This is a genomic window from Microterricola viridarii (genome assembly GCF_900104895.1).
In the GTDB taxonomy this organism is placed as follows: Bacteria; Actinomycetota; Actinomycetes; order Actinomycetales; family Microbacteriaceae; genus Microterricola; species Microterricola viridarii.
The window spans coordinates 3624767-3641305 of record NZ_LT629742.1; the positions used below are offsets into that span (position 1 = coordinate 3624767).

Sequence of the window (16539 nt, forward strand, 5' to 3'; positions counted from 1 at the left end):
CCAGCCCGCCGGAGAATCCCCCGAGACTGCTACCCGAAACGGTCGCCATGTCTGCTGCCCTCTACGCCCTTGGCCGTTGGGCGTTCCGCATGCGCCGGAGGGTGCTCGTGCTCTGGCTGGTGGCGCTGGCGGTGCTGTTCGCCGGGGCCGGGCTGCTCGGCCAGGGCACCGACAACACCTACAGCATCCCGGGCACCGAATCGCAGGAAGCCCTCGACGCGCTCGCCCGCACCTTCCCCCAGGTGAGCGGCAGCTCCGCCCAGCTCATCGCGGTCGCACCGGACGGCGGCAGCGTCACCGATGCCGGGTTCGAGGCGGCCGTCACAGACGCCGCGGCCGCGATCGCCGCGCTCCCGCAGGTGTCCTCGGCCACCGTGCCCTACGGCTCGTCGTCGACGGCGAACATCAGCGCCGACTCCTCGGCGGTGATCGTGCCGATCCAGCTCTCCGTGGCGACGACCGCCGTGCTGCCGACGACGGCCGACGCGCTGCAGGCGGCGGGCGTCGCCCTGCAGGCGGCGCTGCCGCCCGGCTCCGAGGTCGCCGTCGGCGGCCAGCTGTTCGCGCAGAGCCCGGCCGGCATCAGCATCACCGAGCTGCTCGGCATCGCCGTCGCCTTCGTGGTGCTGTTCCTGACCTTCGGATCGCTCGTGGCGGCCGGCCTGCCGCTCATCACCGCGCTGCTCGGGGTCGGTGCGTCCCTGGCCATCGTGCTCGCCGCGACGAGCGTGCTCACGATCACGTCGACGACGCCGCTGCTCGCCCTCATGCTGGGCCTGGCCGTCGGCATCGACTACGCCCTGTTCATCATCTCCCGGCACCAGGACCAGCTGCGCCATGGCCTCGAGCCGGAGGAGTCGGCGGCGCGCGCCGTCGCCACCTCGGGCTCGGCCGTGGTGTTCGCGGCGATCACCGTGATCATCGCGCTGCTCGGGCTGGCCGTCGCCGGCATCCCGTTCCTCAGCATCATGGGCGTCGCCGCCGCGCTGGCCGTCGCGATCGCGGTGCTGATCTCAGTCACCCTGACGCCGGCGCTGCTCGGCTTCGCGAGGTGGCGCGTCGTCGCCAAACGGTACCGGCCCGCGGTCGCGGCGCCCGAGGCGCCCGGTGAAGCGACTGCCGACGCGCCTGCCGACGTTCCGGCCGAGGTTCCTACAGACGTTCCGGCCGACGCGGCGGAGCGGCCCGGCCGCTTCTTCCCGGCGTGGGCGCGCGCGGTCACCCGCTGGCCCCTCGTCACCGTGGTCGCCGTTGTGGTGCTGCTCGGCCTCGCCGCGGTGCCGGCCCTCTCGCTGCGGCTGGCGCTGCCCGACGCCGGCTCGCTGGACGAGGGCACACCGGGCCGCGTGACCTACGACCTCGTGGCCGAACACTTCGGGCCGGGCTTCAACGGCCCGCTGATCGTCACCGGCTCCGTCATCCAGAGCACCGACCCCGTCGGGCTGATGGACAATCTGGGCGCCGAGATCGCGGCCGTGCCCGGGGTGGCATCCGTGCCGCTGTCGACCCCCAACGAGGCGGGCGACACGGGCATCGTGCAGGTGATCCCGGACGGCGCCCCCGACTCGGAGGCGACGGCCGAGCTGGTCGCCACGCTGCGCTCGATGCACGCGCAGTTCGAGCAGGAGTACGGCGTCTCCCTCTCCGTCACCGGGTACACCGCAGCGGGCATCGACATCTCCGCCCGCCTGGCCGGCGCCCTGCTGCCGTTCGGCCTGCTCGTCGTCGGCCTCTCGCTCGTGCTGCTGGCCATGGTGTTCCGCTCGATCGTCGTCCCCGTCACGGCCGCGCTCGGCTACGCCCTCTCCATCGGCGCCGCGTTCGGGCTCACCGCGCTCGTCTTCATCGACGGCTTCCTCGCCGAGCCGCTGAACGTGGCCGGGCTGGGCTCGGTGATCAGCTTCATGCCGATCATCGTGATGGGCGTCCTGTTCGGCCTCGCCATGGACTACGAGGTTTTCCTGGTGAGCCGGATGCGGGAGGAATACGTGCAGAGCCACGACCCGGGCGGGGCCGTGCACGGTGGCTTCGTCGCCTCGGCCCGGGTCGTCACCGCCGCCGCGATCATCATGTTCGCCGTCTTCGCCGCGTTCGTGCCGGAGGGCGAGGCCAACATCCAACCCATCGCATTCGGCCTCGCGGTCGGCGTCGCGATTGACGCCTTCCTGGTGCGGATGACGCTCATCCCCGCCGTTCTCGTGCTGTTCGGCCACCGCGCCTGGTGGTTCCCGGCCTGGCTGGACCGCGCCCTGCCCAGCTTCGACATTGAGGGCGAGGGGCTGGCGGCCGAGTTCGCGCTCGCCGACTGGCCAGCGCCGGGCGACCGGCTCGCCATCGCCGCGGAGGGCGTGCGCACGGCCGAGACGCCGCCAGCCGGAACGGGCTTCGACGCGCGGCTCGCCGCGGGCGGGGCGCTGCTCGTCGAGGGCGGAACTCCCGCGGAGCGGAGCGCCCTGCTGCTGGCGCTCGGCGGGCGGGCCCCGGTGCTCGCCGGGCGCCTGAAGGTGTGCGGTTTTGTGCAGCCCACCCGGGCCGCCGCCGCGCGCGCCTGCACGGCCTATGTGCGGCTGGATCGCTCTGCCGACGCGGTCGACGTGATCCGCGATGCCCTGCACGGCGACCCCGCACTCGTGATGATCGACGTCGCAGACACCTTGCTCGCGGCCGCCACGCGGGAGCAGATTCGGCAGCTGCTGACCGAACGCCTGTGGGGGGCCGCCCGCCACGGCCGGCCGCTTCCCAGCATCGTGCTGGCGGAGGGCGCCGGCACGCGGGCCGGTCTGATGCTGCCAGAGGGGACCGCACTGCAGGTGGCGCGGCTCGCCGCAGCGCCGCCGGCCGTGCCGTCGCCGCCCACCGCCCCCGAGTTGGTGGGCTGACATGGCCGCGCGCGACTCCCGCCCGCGCACCGGGGCCACCGCGCCATCCCGGCTCGCCGCGACATCCGGCTCTGAGCGCATCGGCCGGCTCACCCTGATCGGCCTGCTCCTCGTGCCGCTGCTCATCGGAGGCGTGTTGAGCTGGGCGCTGGCCGCCCCGACCACGCACCTGGACCGGGTGACCGCGGCGATCGTCAACAACGACGAGCCGGTCACCGTGAACGGCAACACGGTGCCGCTCGGCCGGCAGTTCTCCGCCGGGCTGATCGCCGGCCAGGCCGCGGGCACCGACGGGGGCACCGACACAGTCCCCCAGGCGGGCGCCGCGCCGAACAACTTCAGCTGGGTGCTCACGAACGGCGACGAGGCCGCGGCCGGCCTCCGCTCCGGCCGCTATGCGGCGGTCGTCACCATCCCGTCCTCCTTCTCGGCTACCGCGATGTCGATCGGAGGCCCCGCCTCGGCGGCGACGCAGGCCGCGCTCCAGGTTCAGACGACCCCCGCGACGGCGTTCCTCGACCCGGCGCTGACCCAGGCAATCACCCGGACGGCGGCCGCCTCGCTCAACCAGCAACTCATCGAGCAGTACCTCGACAATGTGTACGCCGGGTTCAACACGTTGAACCAGCAGATCGGGCAGGCCTCGTCCGGCGCGGACAGCCTCGCCTCCGGGGCCAGCTCACTCGACAGCGGGGCGCAGTCGCTCGCGAGCGGCGCCGGGCAGCTGAATGCGGGTGCCAGCTCGCTCGACACGGGCGCGGCCGCCCTCGCAGACGGCCTGTCCGAACTGGACAGCGCGGCGCAGCCGCTGCCCGGGCAGACCGCCCAGCTTGCAGCCGGCGCCGCCCAGGTCGCCGCGGCCGCCGACGCGCTGAGCGCGGCGGTGGTGGATGCCACCAGCCAGTTCACCGCCACCGTCGCCCAACTCTGCCTGACCCCCGGCGTGCTCTGCGACCGGGCAACGGCCGCCCTCACCCGGTTGCAGAGCGCGAACCAGGGTGCGGCGCAGCTCGCCGGCGGCGCCGATCAGGTGGCATCCGGCAACGCCCAGCTGGCCGCCGGCATGGGCCCGCTCGTCGACGGCATCGACTCCTCCGCCAGCGGCGCCGAGCAGCTGGCCGACGGGGCGGCGCAGCTGAGCGACGGCGCCGCCTCGCTCTCCGTCGGCGCGCAGAGCGTAGCGGCCGGGGCGGCGCAGGTGGACTCTGGGGCAGCGCAGCTCTCCAGCGGGCTGCAGCAGGCGGTCGCCCAGATTCCGACGTACTCCGACAGCGACATCAGCACCCTCTCCGCCGTGGTCTCGGCCCCGGTGCTCGTCGAGCAGGCGGCGCTGCCGACCGGGTTCCAGTCCGTGCCCTTGTTCGCGGTGGTCGCCCTCTGGCTGGGCGGCCTCGTGCTGGCCATCGCCCGCCGGGCAGTGCCGACGCGCCTGCTGCTCACCGCGGCACCGACCACCGGGATCGCGCTGCGCTCGCTCGGGCTGACGGCGGCGTTCGGCGCCGCGCAGGGCGTCGTCGTGGGCGTCGTCGTGCTCACCGCCGTCGCCGCCAGCCCGCTGCAGTGGCTCAGCTTCGCCGGCGCCTGTCTGGCCATTGGCGCCGTCTTCGCCGTGCTCAACCAGGGGCTCGCTGCGGCGTTCGGCGCGGTGGGACGGCTGCTGGCCGCCGCGGTGGCGGTGGTGGCGTTGGCGGCCGGGCTGAGCGGCACCGTTCCCCCCGCGATCGCCGGCATCGCCGGGGCACTGCCGACGGCCCCGGCGCTCCAGCTGCTGCTGGCCGCCCTCACCCGGGATGCGGGCTCGGCCCTGGCCGGGCTCCTCGGCCTGCTGCTCTGGGCGCTGCTCGGGGCGGCGCTCGTCTACGCCGGCGTGGCCGTGCGGCGGCGCACTGCCGGCGACGGCGACAGCATCAGCAGCGGGGCCGCGGCGGATTCGGCGCCCGGCGAGGGCGAGGGCGCAGAGCGCTCCGCATAGGCTGGGCCCGTGCTCAGCGACTTCTTCTCCGGCGTCGGCCTGTTGCTGCGCGGATTCGGGTTCTGGCGCCGCCGCCCGGGCGTCATGCTGCTCGGGCTGGTGCCGGCCGCGATCGTGTTCGCGCTGATGCTCGCCGCGCTCATCGCCCTCGGCGCCAACCTGCCGTCACTCGTGGTGTGGCTGACTCCCTTCGACGACGCCTGGCCGGAGCCCTGGCCGACGATCATCGCCTCCGCGCTCGGGGCCGTGCTGCTCGGTGGCGCGATCGTCCTGGCCGCCGTCACCTTCACGGCGCTCACCCTCGCCGTCGGCGACCCGTTCTACGAGCGCATCTGGCGCGCGGCCGAGCAAGAACTGGGCGAGGTGCCCGAGGCCGGCGCCGGATTCTGGCGGGCCGTGCGCAGCTCGCTCGCCCTCCTCGGCATGGGCGTTCTCACCGCCCTGCTCGTGGTGCTCGCCGGCTTCGTCCCGCTGCTCGGTGCTGCGCTCGCGCCGACGCTCGGCATCGTGCTCTCCGGCCGGCTGCTCGCCGTCGAGTTGAGCTCGCGGGCCTTCGAGGCGCGCGGCATCCCGGGTGCCGGGCAACGCGCGCTCCGCCGCGGCATCCGCTGGGAGCTGCTCGGCTTCGGCGTGGCCACCCAGCTGCTGTTCATGGTTCCGCTGGGGGCCGTCTTCACGATGCCGGCGGCCGTTGCCGGCTCCACCTTCTTGGCCGGCAGGGCGCTGGACGCCGCCCGCCCGGCCGGGCGCAACACTCCCTAGCTGGGGCCCATCGGGATGGTGACGTCGGTGCCGTCGGAGAGCACAGGTGAGATCATGCCGAACACGTTGTGGTCGGGGTCGAGCAGGTAGCCAACACGGCCGATTCCCGGCATGTCGTCGAGCGGCAGCGCCTCGATCGCGCCGAGTGCGATCCCCTTCGCGAACAGGGCGTCGATGTCGTCAACACCGACGACGAAGTCGCAGCCGTTCACGGGCGCGCCGACTTCGGGCCCCGCGCCCATCCGCTTGGTCATGCCGCCGTTGATGCCCAGGCCCGGCGACCTGTCCATCCCGATCGACCCCTCGCCGGTCGAGATCGACCAGTACTCCATCTCGCCGAACCTGGTGAATGTCCAGCCGAACAGGCTCGAGTAGAAGTCGATGAGCCGCTGGGGCTCCGATGCGTGGATCTCAAAGTGCACGACGAGGTTCGCCATTGCTCCTCCTTGCTCGTGGGCGTCATGCTACGCCGACGCTCCGGCGCCTGCTAGTAGTGCGTGATGGTGCGCGGGTGTGCGGCCTCGAACTCGTTGAGCAGGGTGCGGGTGATGCCGATCCAGTCCGAGCCGAAGTGCGAGAGATGCTCCTGCCCGGGTTCGTAGCCGTTGTAGACCGGGTCCTCGTCGGCGCCGTGGCGGGCGATCATCTCGATCGAGCCGTAGACGACGCCGGCGTCATCCGTGATCTGCCAATGGCCGGACTCGATCTTCTGGACGGTGTATTCCCGGCCCTTGTGCTCAAGCTTCTGGTGTTTCTGCGGCTTGTCCTTCGACATGGCCCGCCCCTTTCCTGGCTCGGAGTGCGTCGTCGTTCCAGAATCCTCCCGCGCGGGCGCGCGCGCAATCCCCCGCCCCACCTCTCTTGCTCGTGCGGCATCGCCGCGGGTTGCCAGTCGGGCCGGGCGGTGAGACGCTGGGGGCGTGGAGCGAGAGTGGCGATGAGCGGCGGTGCGGGCGCCGCGGGCGGTCCGGCCGGCGACGCGCTGGCCCAGCCGATCAGCGACGACGATCTGGACGATCTCGAGCGCGACTTCGTGGCGCGGCTGCGCGGCCGGGTGCTCGAGGTCGGGGCCGGCTCTGGCGAGAACTTCGGCGCGCTGCACCCGGATGTCGTCTGGGCGGGCCTCGAGCCGGATGCCGCACGACGCGGCGAGCTTGCCACCCGCGCCAAGGAGTGGGGGCACGGCGCTGCGCCGTTGGACGCGCGCTGCGAGGCGATCCCGCTGCCCGACGGCTCCCTCGACGCGGTGTTCGGCAGCTACGTGCTCTGCTCGGTGGACGACCCGGCCGCCGCCCTGGCCGAGGTGCGGCGCGTGCTCGTGCCCGGCGGGCGGGTGGTGTTCATCGACCACGTCGTCGCCCCGCCCGGCACGCTGAAGCGCGCGGTGCAGCGGGTCGCCACCCCGTTCTCCGCCCGGTTCTGCCACGGCTGCCATTGGGACAGGGACACCGCACAGCTGCTCGCCGCCGCCGGATTCGTCGCCGATGACAGCCGCCGGATCCGCGTGCGCTCTGCCCCGTTCGGGCCGGTGCCGGTCGTGCTCTTCGACGGGCATGCGCCGGCGGAGGGCACCCGACCGTGAGCCAGGTGCGGCCGTGATCGAGGTGCGGCCGGCAGCCGTGTTCGACGACGTCGCAGCCGTGCTCGGCCTCCGGCGCGCCGACGCGAACGTCTGCTGGTGTCTGAGCTACCGCATCCCGTCGAAGGAGAACGTGGTTCTGCGGGGGCCGGCCCGCGGCGAGCGGGTGCGCGAGCTCTGCGCGGAGGACGTGCCGCCCGGCGTGCTCGCCTATGACGGCGAGGAGGTGGTCGGCTGGGCGGCCGTGCACCCGCGCGCCGACACCGGCTTCGCCCGTACCCGCACCATTCCGCACGTCGACGAGCTGGCGGTCTGGTCGGTCTGGTGCGTCCGAGTGCGGCCGGGGCACCGCGGCAACGGGATCTCGCATGCGTTGCTCGCCGGAGCCGTCGAGTTCGCACGGGCGAACGGGGCGCCGGCGATCGAGGGGTACCCGGTCGAGAACGGCGGCCGGAAGGTCGACCTGACGATGGCCTACGTCGGCACGCGGGCGCTGTTCGAGCGGGCCGGATTCGTGAAGGCCGCAGACACCGGCTCGGTGCTCAACGGCTTCCCGCGTGTGCTGATGCGGCTGCCGCTGCGCTGAGTCGGGGCGGATGCCGTGGCATCCGCCCCGTCCCGGCGGGTGTTACTGAACCGACCAGCCGCCGTCGGAGGGCAGCGTGGCACCGTTGATGTTCACGCCGTCGTCGCTGAGCAGGAAGGTGATCGAGGCGGCCAGCTGCTCGGCCGTGGCCAGCGACGGGATCATCGACTGGAACGGCTGCAGGCGTGCGCTGCCTGCCTCGGAGACGTTCGCGGGGAACGGGATGCCGGTCGCCACGCCGCCCGGCGCGACGGCGTTCACACGGATGCCGTGCGGGCCGTACTGGAATGCCGCGCTGCGGGTCATGCCGATGACGGCGTGCTTGGAGGTCGTGTAGGCGTTGCCGGAGGCGTTACCGCGGAGGCCGGCCTCGCTGGCCACGTTGACGATTGAGCCGGAGCCGGCCGCGACCATCGCGGGCAGCACGCCGCGCGAGAGCTTGAACGCACCCGTGACGTTGACGCCCATCACGCGATCCCACATGGCGTCGCTGGTCTCGTGCAGCGGCGAGAAGTCGTCGTTGATGCCGGCCACGTTGGCCAGGCCGTCGATCTTCTCCCCGGCGGCGGCGATGATGGCGTCGACCGACTCCTGCTTCGTGATGTCGCCGGCGACGGTGACGATCTCGGTGCCGGGCAGCGCGGCGACGAGCTCGTCCAGCTTCTCGGCGGAGATGTCGACGGCGATCACGCGGCCGCCCTCGCGGGCGATGCGGCTCGCGGTCGCCCGGCCGATGCCGGAGGCGGCACCGGTCACCACGACGGTCTTGCCAGAGAACCGGCCGCCGGTGATCTTCTCCTGCCAGCCACCCGCCTCGCTCTCGGGGATCACTCCCCCGTTGACGGCCTTGACGAGGTCGTCGATGACCGACTGCGGCATCTGGCCCTGGCTCAGGGCCACGAGCTGCTGCAGCGGCAGGCCGAGCACGGGGGCGAGCGACTCCTCTGTCGCGCCGGATGCCGCGAGCAGGCCCTTCACGGCCGGGCCGCCCTCGGGGTGGGCGAGCCATTCGCCGATCGTGCTGTTGCCGGTGAGCGGCGTCGATTCCGTTGCCATGTGCGCTTCCTTTCGTACCGCCCCGACCGGAGTGATCAGAGCTCGGCTCCACATCGGCAGCTTATCCGACTCTTGTCGGATTTCCGACAAATGTCGGCCAAGTAGCCACGAGACCGCCTAAACCCTGCAACACTGGACCGATGGACATCCGAGTCGAGCGCACCCGCACGAGCCTGCAGCAGGCCCTGCTCGCGCTCGCCCAGGAGCGTCCGCTCGACGACATCACGATCGCCTCGATCGTCGAGCGCGCCGGCGTCAACCGCAGCAGCTTCTACCAGCACTACTCCGACAAGGACACCCTGCTGGCCGACGCCCTCGACGCGGCCGAGGCGGATGCCGGGGCCAGCGTGCCGACCCTGGACGGGCCGCTCCCCCTCGAGCCGCCGTCCGACCTCGTCGCCTACCTGCGGCACTTCGAGACGAACGCCGCGCTGTACCGGCTCGTGCTCGGCCAGCGCGGCTCCTCGGTGGCGGCGGCCCGACTCCGCTCGCGCCTGGAGATCGCCGCCCGCGACGGCGTCGTCGCCTCGGGCTCGACCGCCTTCGACGGCCTGCCGCTCGACGTCGTCGGGGCGGGCATCGCCGGCTCCGCCATCGCCGTGATCGAGACCTGGCTGGCCCGCGAGCCGCGCCCCTCGGTGGAGACCGCCGCCGGCTGGGTGTGGCGCGTGCTGATCGGCCCCGGCCTCCGCAGCTGAGCGCGCGACAGGCTGGCCTCCGGCCACACCGGAAGTCCAGCCTGCACTCGGTAGGCTGGACGGGCAGCCCCGCACGCACATCTTGCGGGGCCATCTTCTACCGGATGACGCGGCGCACCGCACCCACAACGTGCTCGCGCCGGCATCCGCCCCAGGCAGTACACCGAACCACAGGAAGTGAAGATATGGGCGACCTCGAGATTTTCGACCGCATCGAGTCGGAGGTGCGCGGATACATCCGCTCCTTCCCCGTGGTCTTCGATTCGGCACGAGGCTCGACACTCACCACGGCCGACGGCCGCGATTACCTCGACTTCTTCGCCGGCGCCGGCGTGCTGAACTACGGGCACAACAACCCGCTGTTCACCCAGGCGCTCATCGAGTACCTGCAGCGCGACGGCATCATCCACGGCCTGGACATGGCCACCAGCGCCAAGCGCGCCTTCCTCGAGGCCTTCGAAGCCCGGATCCTGAAGCCCCGCGGCCTCGACTACAAGGTGCAGTTCGCCGGCCCGACCGGCGCCAACGCCGTCGAGGCCGCCCTCAAGGTGGCCCGCCAGGCGACCGGCCGCAGCAACGTCGTCGCCTTCACCAACGGCTTCCACGGCCTGAGCCTCGGCGCCCTCGCCGCCACCAGCAACAAGAAGTACCGCGACGCCGCCGGCGCCTCGCTCGACAACGTCACCCGGCTGCCGTACGACGGCTACCTCGGCGCGGGCATCGACACGCTCGACCTGTTCGAGAAGATGCTCGACGACACCGGCAGCGGCCTCGACCTGCCCGCCGCCGTGATCGTGGAGACCGTGCAGGGCGAGGGCGGCATCAACGTCGCCAGCGCGCCCTGGCTGCAGCGCCTACGCGCCATCACCGAGGCGCGCGGCATCCTGCTCATCGTCGACGACATCCAGGCCGGCGTCGGCCGCACCGGCGGCTTCTTCAGCTTCGAGGACTCCGGCATCGTGCCGGACATCGTCACGGTGTCCAAGTCGATCTCGGCCTCTGGCCTGCCCATGGCGATTGTGCTCATGCGCCGTGAGGTCGACGTCTGGAAGCCGGGCGCCCACACCGGCACGTTCCGCGGCAACAACCTCGCCTTCATCACGGCGCGCGCCGCCCTGGACGCGTACTGGGCTGACACGACGTTCATGGACGAGGTCGCCCGCAAGTCCGAGCTGCTCCGCGCCGAGCTGGAGAAGATCGCCGCCGAGTACTCCGCGATCGAGTTCACCGTGCGCGGCCGCGGCCTGATGTACGGCATCGCCTCGACGAAGCGCCCAGAGCTGGCCGGCAACGTCTCGGCCGCCGCCTTCGAGCGCGGGCTCGTGATCGAGACCTCCGGCGCCCGCGACGAGGTGCTGAAGTTCCTTCCGGCCCTCACCATCACGGATGACGAGCTGTTGGCCGGCCTCGCCATCGTGCGCGAGAGCCTCGCCGCAGTCCTCGCCGTCTAGGCACGCACACGCGACAACACACGAACCCCCGCAGCCCTCGGCTGCGGGGGTTCTCGCGTGAGTGCGTGTAGCGAGCCCGGCCTAGCGGGTCTGCGCGATCATCGCCTCGGCCACACTCTGCGCGCCGTCGGAGTGCACCGCGTACAGCGCGCTCCCGACCGTGAAGTAGAGCGGCCAGCGCGGCGAACGCCGCCGTGTCCGGCCCGTCGTTCATCGCGGGCCGGACTCAGTGCCCGAACTCGATCAGGATGACGCCGCCGGCGATGAGGGCGACGCCGAGCGCCATCACCCAGCTGAGCGGGTCCTTGAAGAGCAGCCGGCCGAGCACTGCGGTGAGCGCGACACCGCAGGCGGTCCAGATGCCGTAGGCGACGCCGATCGGCATCCCCTCGCCCAGTGCCAGCGCCAGCATGCTGAACGCCGTGGCGTAGCCGGCGACGACCGGGATGAACCAGCGCTTTCTGCCCTCGGAGGCCAGTTTGAGCGACAGCGTCGCGGCGACCTCGGTGAGGATCGCGATCACGAGGAACAGCCAGGCCATCAGGCGCCCGCCGCCGCGTGGGCGTCGGCCCGCGCCTTGCGGGCGTGCGCGCGCTGCGAGCCCATCTCGACGCAGAGCACCCCGGCCACGACCAGGGCGATGCCGCCGATCATCGAGGGAGTCAGCGTCTGGCCGAAGAGCACCGCGGCGAGCGCCGCGGTCAACACCACGCCACAGGCGCCCCAGATGCCGTAGACGACGCCGATGGCGGCGCCACTCCTCAGCAGCACGAACAGCAGCGTGAATGCCGTGACGTAGCCGATGACGACCACGATGTACCAGAGCGGCTGATCAATGGCGGCCTGCAGCGACAGGGATGCCGCCACCTCGCAGACGATCGCACCGGCCAGCAGCAGCCACTTCGTCATCGGCTGGCCCCCGGCGCGGCCGCGCGCCAGAGCTGGTCACGGTATCCGGGCATGGAGTCAAAGATAGTGAGCGGCGGCCGGGCAGGTGCGCTGCGACACCGACATTTCAGCGGCCGTTGGCACCCTGTGCAGCGGCAGCGAGCAGGGCGTCGCGCAGTTGCTCGACCGTCGGGGCACCGGCGAGGCCGGCATCCGTCGGGTACACCCGGCAGGCCAGGTCGCTCGTGCGCTCGGCACCGGGGAAGAGGTCGGCGCCGTCCACGAGGAAGGTTGGCGATCCGGCGAAGTACACGGCGGCTGCGTCGTCGCGGTTGCCGAGCAGGCGGAGGCACACGTCGGCGACGCCGTCGAGCCCGGCGGATGCCACGGCCTCCCGCAGCCGAGAACCGGCGGGCCCAGTGTTCGGGCAGCCCTCGATGTGCAGCAGTTCGATTCTCACCCTCTCATTGTCGCAGCACCGCTGCCCCGGCAGCGCTGTCACACCGCTGCGCGGGCCCGCTGTGGCGGCCTGCTGTGCGCGCACGCGCGGAAAGTAGCGGGTTCGCTCCGCGCCTGTCAAGCCCCTTCTTCGCGGCGCTCCCCGGTGCCATTCTGAATACGAGCACGCAGCTCCGGCAGGGCGCGACAACTCCACAGTCTCGAGAGAGATGGTCGCGGCGACACCTGCGCGAGCCCCGCGTGTAAGCCCAGGAAATCCAAACTTGAGCGAAGAAAAGAGTGTGTCATGAGCGAGAGCAACAAGATCAAGAACGCCGCGGAAGAAGCGGTCGGCAAGGTCAAAGAAAGCGTCGGAAAAGCGACCAACAACGACTCCCTGAAGAACGAGGGACGAATCGACCAGGCCAAGGCGAACGTGAAGCAGGCCGGCGAGAACGTAAAAGACGCTCTGACGGAGGACAAGTAATCATGAATATTCTTCTCATCATCGTCATCGTTGTCGCCGTGGTCCTCGCGATCACCGGTGGCCTCGTCCAGTCACTCAACTTCCTGTTGTGGGTCGGTCTGGTGCTGGCGGCTATCGCCATCATCGCTTGGTTGATTCGCATGATCTCCGGACGCAATTCCAACGTCTAGCGAGACACACAAATACCGCCCCACCATTCGGTGGGGCGGTATTTGCGTGTGCGGCCTACGGTTGGTCGTCGCCGATGGGGTCCAGCCGAATGGACTCCTTATTCTCCTCGTCGGGCTTCGGGTCCTCCGGCTGCTCGACGCTGGGCTTGGTCATGGGATCCGCCGGTGGCTCGGGAACGCCCTCGGCCGGATCGTTGACGCTGGTGTCAGGTGCCTGTGGATCGCTCATCGATTCGTCTCCTTCTCTACTTCTTCGACGCCGAAGCGGACTTCTTCTTGCGCGGGGCCGAGCCCGGTTCGGCCGGGCGCTGCTGCTTGACCGACCCCGGTGTGCGGTTCTCGGCACTGATCATCCACGCGAACTGTTCAAGCTTCTCGATGATCGCGTGCAGAATGTCGGCGGTCGTCGGCTCCTCCTCATCGATCTCGTCATGCACCCCGCGCATCGTCTGCGAGGTGGCCTCCAGTCGCGCGGAGATCAGGTCGATGGCGTCATGCGTCGAGACCTCACCGAGCGGGAACTCCTCCAGGCTCGTCGACGCCGCGACGGTCCTGGACCTGCCATCGGGCTCGGCGTTGAGTGCACGCATCCGTTCGGCCACTTCGTCTGAGAAGTCGCGCGCGCTGAGCACCACCTCGTCGAGTTGGCGGTGGAGATCGCGGAAGTTGGTCCCGACGATGTTCCAGTGCGCCTGCTTGCCCTGCAGATGCAGCTCGATCAAGTCGACGAGCACGGACTGGAGGTTCTGGGTCAGAGTTGCGGAGGCTTTCACGGTGTTCCTTTCGTTGGCCAGGTTGACTGGCAGTGGTTCGGGTGACGGACTTCTTAGGGCGTTGGCATCCCGCCGTTGGCGTTCAGCGTTTCCCCGATGACATAGCTGGACTCCGAGGAGGCCAAGAACACGTACGCCGGGGCCATTTCCGCTGGCTGGCCTGCGCGCCCGAGGGGCGTGTCATGACCAAACGCGGCGATCTTCTCTGGCGGCTGGCCGTCGGTGACTTGAAGCACTGTCCAGACCGGGCCCGGCGCCACTGCGTTCACTCGGATGCCGCGCTCGGCAAGCTGGGCGCCGAGGGCCTTGGTGAAGGCGTTGATCGCCGCTTTCGTCGTCGCGTAGTCGACGAGGATCGGCGAGGGCTTGTATGCCTGAACAGAGGTGGTGTTGATGATGGAGGATCCTGCCGGCAGGTGCTTCAGCGCGGCCTTCGTGATCCAGAACATGGCGTAGACGTTCGTGCGCAGTGTCGCGTCGAATGCGTCGTCGGCCAGATCCTCGAGCTTCTCGCAGTAGACCTGCTTGCCGGCGTTGTTGACGAGGATGTCCAGTCCGCCGAGCGCATTCGCTGCGTCGTCGACCAGACGGGTGCACTCCTCGTTCACGGAGATGTCGCAGGGCAGGAGGACCGCCTCTCTGCCCGCGGAGCGGACGAGCTCCGCGATCCGCGCGGCGTCGCTCTGCTCACTGGGCAGATACGCCAGCGCCACATCGGCACCCTCTCGGGCGAACGCGATTGCGACCGCCGCTCCGATTCCGGAATCCGCTCCCGTGATGAGCGCTCTTCTGCCCGTCAGCCGGCCCGTTCCCCGATAACTCTGTTCACCGAGATCGGGGCGGGGCCTGAGTCGACTATCGAGGCCGGGCTCCGGCTGATGCTGCCCGGGCGGTGAGAGGGCGTCGTAGCGCGTCTTCGGATTGTCGAACGTGTATTGGTCGTTGGTCATCGGTGCTCCCTTCGATCGCGTCTTCAGACCACGCTAGGCAGGCGCCCAATCCGACGCCAACGGGTTGACAACCGACGCCACTCCGCCTAGATGGGCGGCTCTTCGCGACGGTCGAGGCAGCGGTCGGTGGGCGGGAAGATGTTGCCGATTGCGCACTTGTCAACCCCCTGTTCACTCCCGTGCGCCGCTGACAGCCTTGAAGAAGCCCCAGGAGGGCGGACCCTCTCTATTACGGAACGCAGCGCGGAGACAGCATGGCCGACACCAGCATGAGCAGCAGCACCCAGAAGACGCCCCTGCCGGATGACGCGCGCAAGCCGGCCTGGCCGTGGCACCTGGAGCCCCGCTCCTGGCGCTACGCGCTCCGCAAGACAGTGCGCGAGTTCAACAGCGACAATTGCCCGGACTCTGCCGCCGCGCTCACCTACTACGCCGTGCTGGCCGTCATCCCGGCATTGATCGCCCTCGTCTCGATCCTCGGACTGCTCGGCAACGGGCAGAAGTTCTCGGACATGCTCACGTCGATTGCGGAGCAGGTCGCGCCGGAATCCGCGGTCGCGCTCCTCAACACGATCCTGGACCAGGCCAGCTCTCGACAATTCGCGGGCACCGCACTCATCGTGAGCATTGTCGTCGGAATCTGGTCGGCGTCGGCCTACACCGGTGCGTTCAGTCGCGCGATGAACCGCGTCTATGGGGTGGCAGAGGGGCGCACCTTCATCAAGCTGAAGTTCATCCAGCTGGTCGTGACGCTGATCGGCATGCTGCTCGTCGTCGTGATGACGGTGTTGGTGGCCATCGGCGACACGACGGCCGCGGCGATCAGCCAGTACCTCGGGCTGGGTGAGCAGGCTGTGCTGATCTGGTCGATCGTGAAGTGGCCGTTGTTCCTGGTCACCATCATTCTCGCGATCGCACTCCTCTACTACGCCACCCCGAACATCAAGCAACCGAAGTTCCGGTGGATCAGCATGGGCGCCCTGGTGGCAGTGGTCGCGATCGTGGTGATGACCGCCGGATTCTCCTTCTACGTGGCGAACTTCTCCAGTTACGACCGCACCTACGGCGCACTGGCCGGCGCGGTGATCTTCCTCGTCTGGGTGTGGCTCTCGAATCTCGCCCTCCTGTTCGGGGCGGAGTTCGACGCCGAGCTCGAGCGGGCGCGCCAATTGCAGGCCGGGATCCCGGCCGAGGCGGGCATCCAGCTGCCCCTGCGCTCGAGGAAGAAGTTCGTCAAGTCCAATGCGAAAGAGGCCAAGGACATCGCCGAGGGGGCCGGCATCCGCGTCGAGCAGAACGGGGGCAAGAGATGAGGATTCGTTGATGCCGGCCACACACACTCAGGGGTTGGGAGAAGCACGATGAGAAACAGGGTGACAGCAGTCATCGAGGTCGACGCCACCGTCGAAGAGGCCTATGCACATTGGCAGCGCACCAACGGTGCCGCGCCTCAACAAACGGAGACCGGCACCGCGGCGGCGCGGGTGCAGTGGGCGGTGCGGGTGAATGGCGTTCCACCGGACAGCGCGCACGCCCTCGTCGAACCGGACGGCACCGGCCGCTCGATCACGTGGGCGAGCCCGGAGGAACGCGCGCCAGACGGCGAGGTGACTTTCGACCCGATTGACGGTGGGGGCACACGGGTGATGATCGCGCTGGAATGGCAGCGGCCGGACTCCCAGGAGAGCTACATCCCACTGATGTTCCTCGATGGGGTGCAGATCAATGCCGACCTGCGCGGATTCAAGCGCGAACTCGAGAGCGGCACACGCGCGCCCATCGGCTGGGAGCAGACACTCCAGCGGTTCGAAGCCCTCTAACCCGGCGCGCCCAATCGCAAGTCGGACTTG

At 70.3% G+C, this 16539-nt stretch carries 20 protein-coding genes; 11 read left to right on the forward strand and 9 right to left on the reverse strand.

Going from position 1 to position 16539, the window contains the following annotated elements:
- Window positions 1-47: 47 nt before the first annotated feature.
- The 3 genes from BLT62_RS16645 to BLT62_RS16655 are packed head-to-tail and all read left to right on the forward strand — an operon-like array spanning window position 48 to window position 5613.
- Window positions 48-2879 carry an MMPL family transporter gene (locus BLT62_RS16645; RefSeq protein WP_083365069.1) on the forward strand — a complete coding sequence of 944 codons (2832 nt, stop codon included), beginning with the start codon at window positions 48-50 and terminating at the stop codon, window positions 2877-2879.
- A gap of 1 nt (window position 2880) precedes the next feature.
- Window positions 2881-4851, forward strand: coding sequence for a YhgE/Pip family protein (locus BLT62_RS16650; protein ID WP_083365070.1), 1971 nt, complete (start codon window positions 2881-2883; stop codon window positions 4849-4851).
- Window positions 4852-4860: 9 nt separating this feature from the next.
- Window positions 4861-5613 carry an EI24 domain-containing protein gene (locus BLT62_RS16655; protein ID WP_231919273.1) on the forward strand — a complete coding sequence of 251 codons (753 nt, stop codon included), beginning with the start codon at window positions 4861-4863 and terminating at the stop codon, window positions 5611-5613.
- On the opposite strand, the gene BLT62_RS16660 is transcribed toward BLT62_RS16655, so the two are convergent.
- The gene (locus tag BLT62_RS16660; protein WP_083365071.1) at window positions 5610-6050 is read right to left on the reverse strand and encodes a VOC family protein; all 441 of its coding nucleotides are present in this window, start codon (window positions 6048-6050) and stop codon (window positions 5610-5612) included. The genes BLT62_RS16655 and BLT62_RS16660 overlap by 4 nt on opposite strands.
- Window positions 6051-6100: 50 nt before the next feature.
- Complete coding sequence (locus BLT62_RS17910; RefSeq protein WP_172829737.1) at window positions 6101-6388, reverse strand: hypothetical protein; 288 nt, start codon at window positions 6386-6388, stop codon at window positions 6101-6103.
- 162 nt (window positions 6389-6550) lie between these two features.
- Here BLT62_RS17910 and BLT62_RS17915 point away from each other — a divergent pair, with 162 nt between their 5' ends.
- Together BLT62_RS17915 and BLT62_RS16670 are read left to right on the forward strand one after the other, a co-directional pair.
- Window positions 6551-7195: a class I SAM-dependent methyltransferase gene (locus BLT62_RS17915; protein WP_172829738.1), complete on the forward strand. Its 645-nt coding sequence runs from the start codon at window positions 6551-6553 to the stop codon at window positions 7193-7195.
- 13 nt (window positions 7196-7208) lie between these two features.
- Entirely contained in the window at window positions 7209-7778 is a 570-nt protein-coding gene (locus BLT62_RS16670) for a GNAT family N-acetyltransferase (protein ID WP_331710503.1), read from the forward strand.
- A 42-nt stretch (window positions 7779-7820) separates the two neighbouring features.
- Here the strand turns inward: BLT62_RS16670 and BLT62_RS16675 are convergent, their stop codons facing one another.
- Window positions 7821-8834, reverse strand: a complete 1014-nt coding sequence (locus BLT62_RS16675; RefSeq protein ID WP_083365073.1) for an SDR family NAD(P)-dependent oxidoreductase — start codon at window positions 8832-8834, stop codon at window positions 7821-7823.
- A gap of 140 nt (window positions 8835-8974) precedes the next feature.
- On the opposite strand from BLT62_RS16675, the gene BLT62_RS16680 reads away from it, so the two are divergent.
- Window positions 8975-9532 (forward strand): TetR/AcrR family transcriptional regulator, encoded by a 558-nt coding sequence (locus BLT62_RS16680; RefSeq protein ID WP_083365074.1) that lies wholly within the window; start codon window positions 8975-8977, stop codon window positions 9530-9532.
- 185 nt (window positions 9533-9717) lie between these two features.
- Window positions 9718-10983 carry a diaminobutyrate--2-oxoglutarate transaminase gene (gene ectB, locus BLT62_RS16685; protein WP_083365075.1) on the forward strand — a complete coding sequence of 422 codons (1266 nt, stop codon included), beginning with the start codon at window positions 9718-9720 and terminating at the stop codon, window positions 10981-10983.
- A 226-nt stretch (window positions 10984-11209) separates the two neighbouring features.
- Here ectB and BLT62_RS16690 read toward each other — a convergent pair whose 3' ends face one another.
- The 3 genes from BLT62_RS16690 to BLT62_RS16700 form a co-directional block, all read right to left on the reverse strand.
- On the reverse strand, window positions 11210-11524 hold the full coding sequence (locus BLT62_RS16690; protein WP_083365076.1) for a DMT family transporter: 315 nt from the start codon (window positions 11522-11524) through the stop codon (window positions 11210-11212).
- Window positions 11524-11892: a DMT family transporter gene (locus BLT62_RS16695; RefSeq protein WP_083365077.1), complete on the reverse strand. Its 369-nt coding sequence runs from the start codon at window positions 11890-11892 to the stop codon at window positions 11524-11526. The genes BLT62_RS16690 and BLT62_RS16695 overlap by 1 nt, the downstream gene beginning before the upstream one ends.
- Before the next feature lie 106 nt (window positions 11893-11998).
- Window positions 11999-12331 (reverse strand): hypothetical protein, encoded by a 333-nt coding sequence (locus BLT62_RS16700; protein ID WP_083365078.1) that lies wholly within the window; start codon window positions 12329-12331, stop codon window positions 11999-12001.
- Window positions 12332-12616: 285 nt separating this feature from the next.
- On the opposite strand from BLT62_RS16700, the gene BLT62_RS16705 reads away from it, so the two are divergent.
- Both BLT62_RS16705 and BLT62_RS17920 read left to right on the forward strand, forming a co-directional pair.
- Window positions 12617-12796 carry a CsbD family protein gene (locus BLT62_RS16705; protein WP_083365079.1) on the forward strand — a complete coding sequence of 60 codons (180 nt, stop codon included), beginning with the start codon at window positions 12617-12619 and terminating at the stop codon, window positions 12794-12796.
- Between the two features lie 2 nt (window positions 12797-12798).
- Window positions 12799-12966 (forward strand): hypothetical protein, encoded by a 168-nt coding sequence (locus BLT62_RS17920; protein WP_172829739.1) that lies wholly within the window; start codon window positions 12799-12801, stop codon window positions 12964-12966.
- A 55-nt stretch (window positions 12967-13021) separates the two neighbouring features.
- Here the strand turns inward: BLT62_RS17920 and BLT62_RS17785 are convergent, their stop codons facing one another.
- From BLT62_RS17785 to BLT62_RS16715, 3 genes are read right to left on the reverse strand one after another with little or no spacing between them, the layout of a single operon-like run.
- Window positions 13022-13195 (reverse strand): hypothetical protein, encoded by a 174-nt coding sequence (locus tag BLT62_RS17785; protein ID WP_156786405.1) that lies wholly within the window; start codon window positions 13193-13195, stop codon window positions 13022-13024.
- A gap of 16 nt (window positions 13196-13211) precedes the next feature.
- Window positions 13212-13739 carry a Dps family protein gene (locus tag BLT62_RS16710; RefSeq protein WP_083365080.1) on the reverse strand — a complete coding sequence of 176 codons (528 nt, stop codon included), beginning with the start codon at window positions 13737-13739 and terminating at the stop codon, window positions 13212-13214.
- Between the two features lie 53 nt (window positions 13740-13792).
- Window positions 13793-14689: an SDR family oxidoreductase gene (locus tag BLT62_RS16715; protein WP_083365081.1), complete on the reverse strand. Its 897-nt coding sequence runs from the start codon at window positions 14687-14689 to the stop codon at window positions 13793-13795.
- 254 nt (window positions 14690-14943) lie between these two features.
- Here BLT62_RS16715 and BLT62_RS16720 point away from each other — a divergent pair, with 254 nt between their 5' ends.
- Window positions 14944-16002 (forward strand): YihY/virulence factor BrkB family protein, encoded by a 1059-nt coding sequence (locus BLT62_RS16720; protein ID WP_083365082.1) that lies wholly within the window; start codon window positions 14944-14946, stop codon window positions 16000-16002.
- Between the two features lie 48 nt (window positions 16003-16050).
- The gene (locus tag BLT62_RS16725) at window positions 16051-16509 is read left to right on the forward strand and encodes an SRPBCC family protein (protein WP_172829740.1); all 459 of its coding nucleotides are present in this window, start codon (window positions 16051-16053) and stop codon (window positions 16507-16509) included.
- Window positions 16510-16539: the final 30 nt, after the last annotated feature.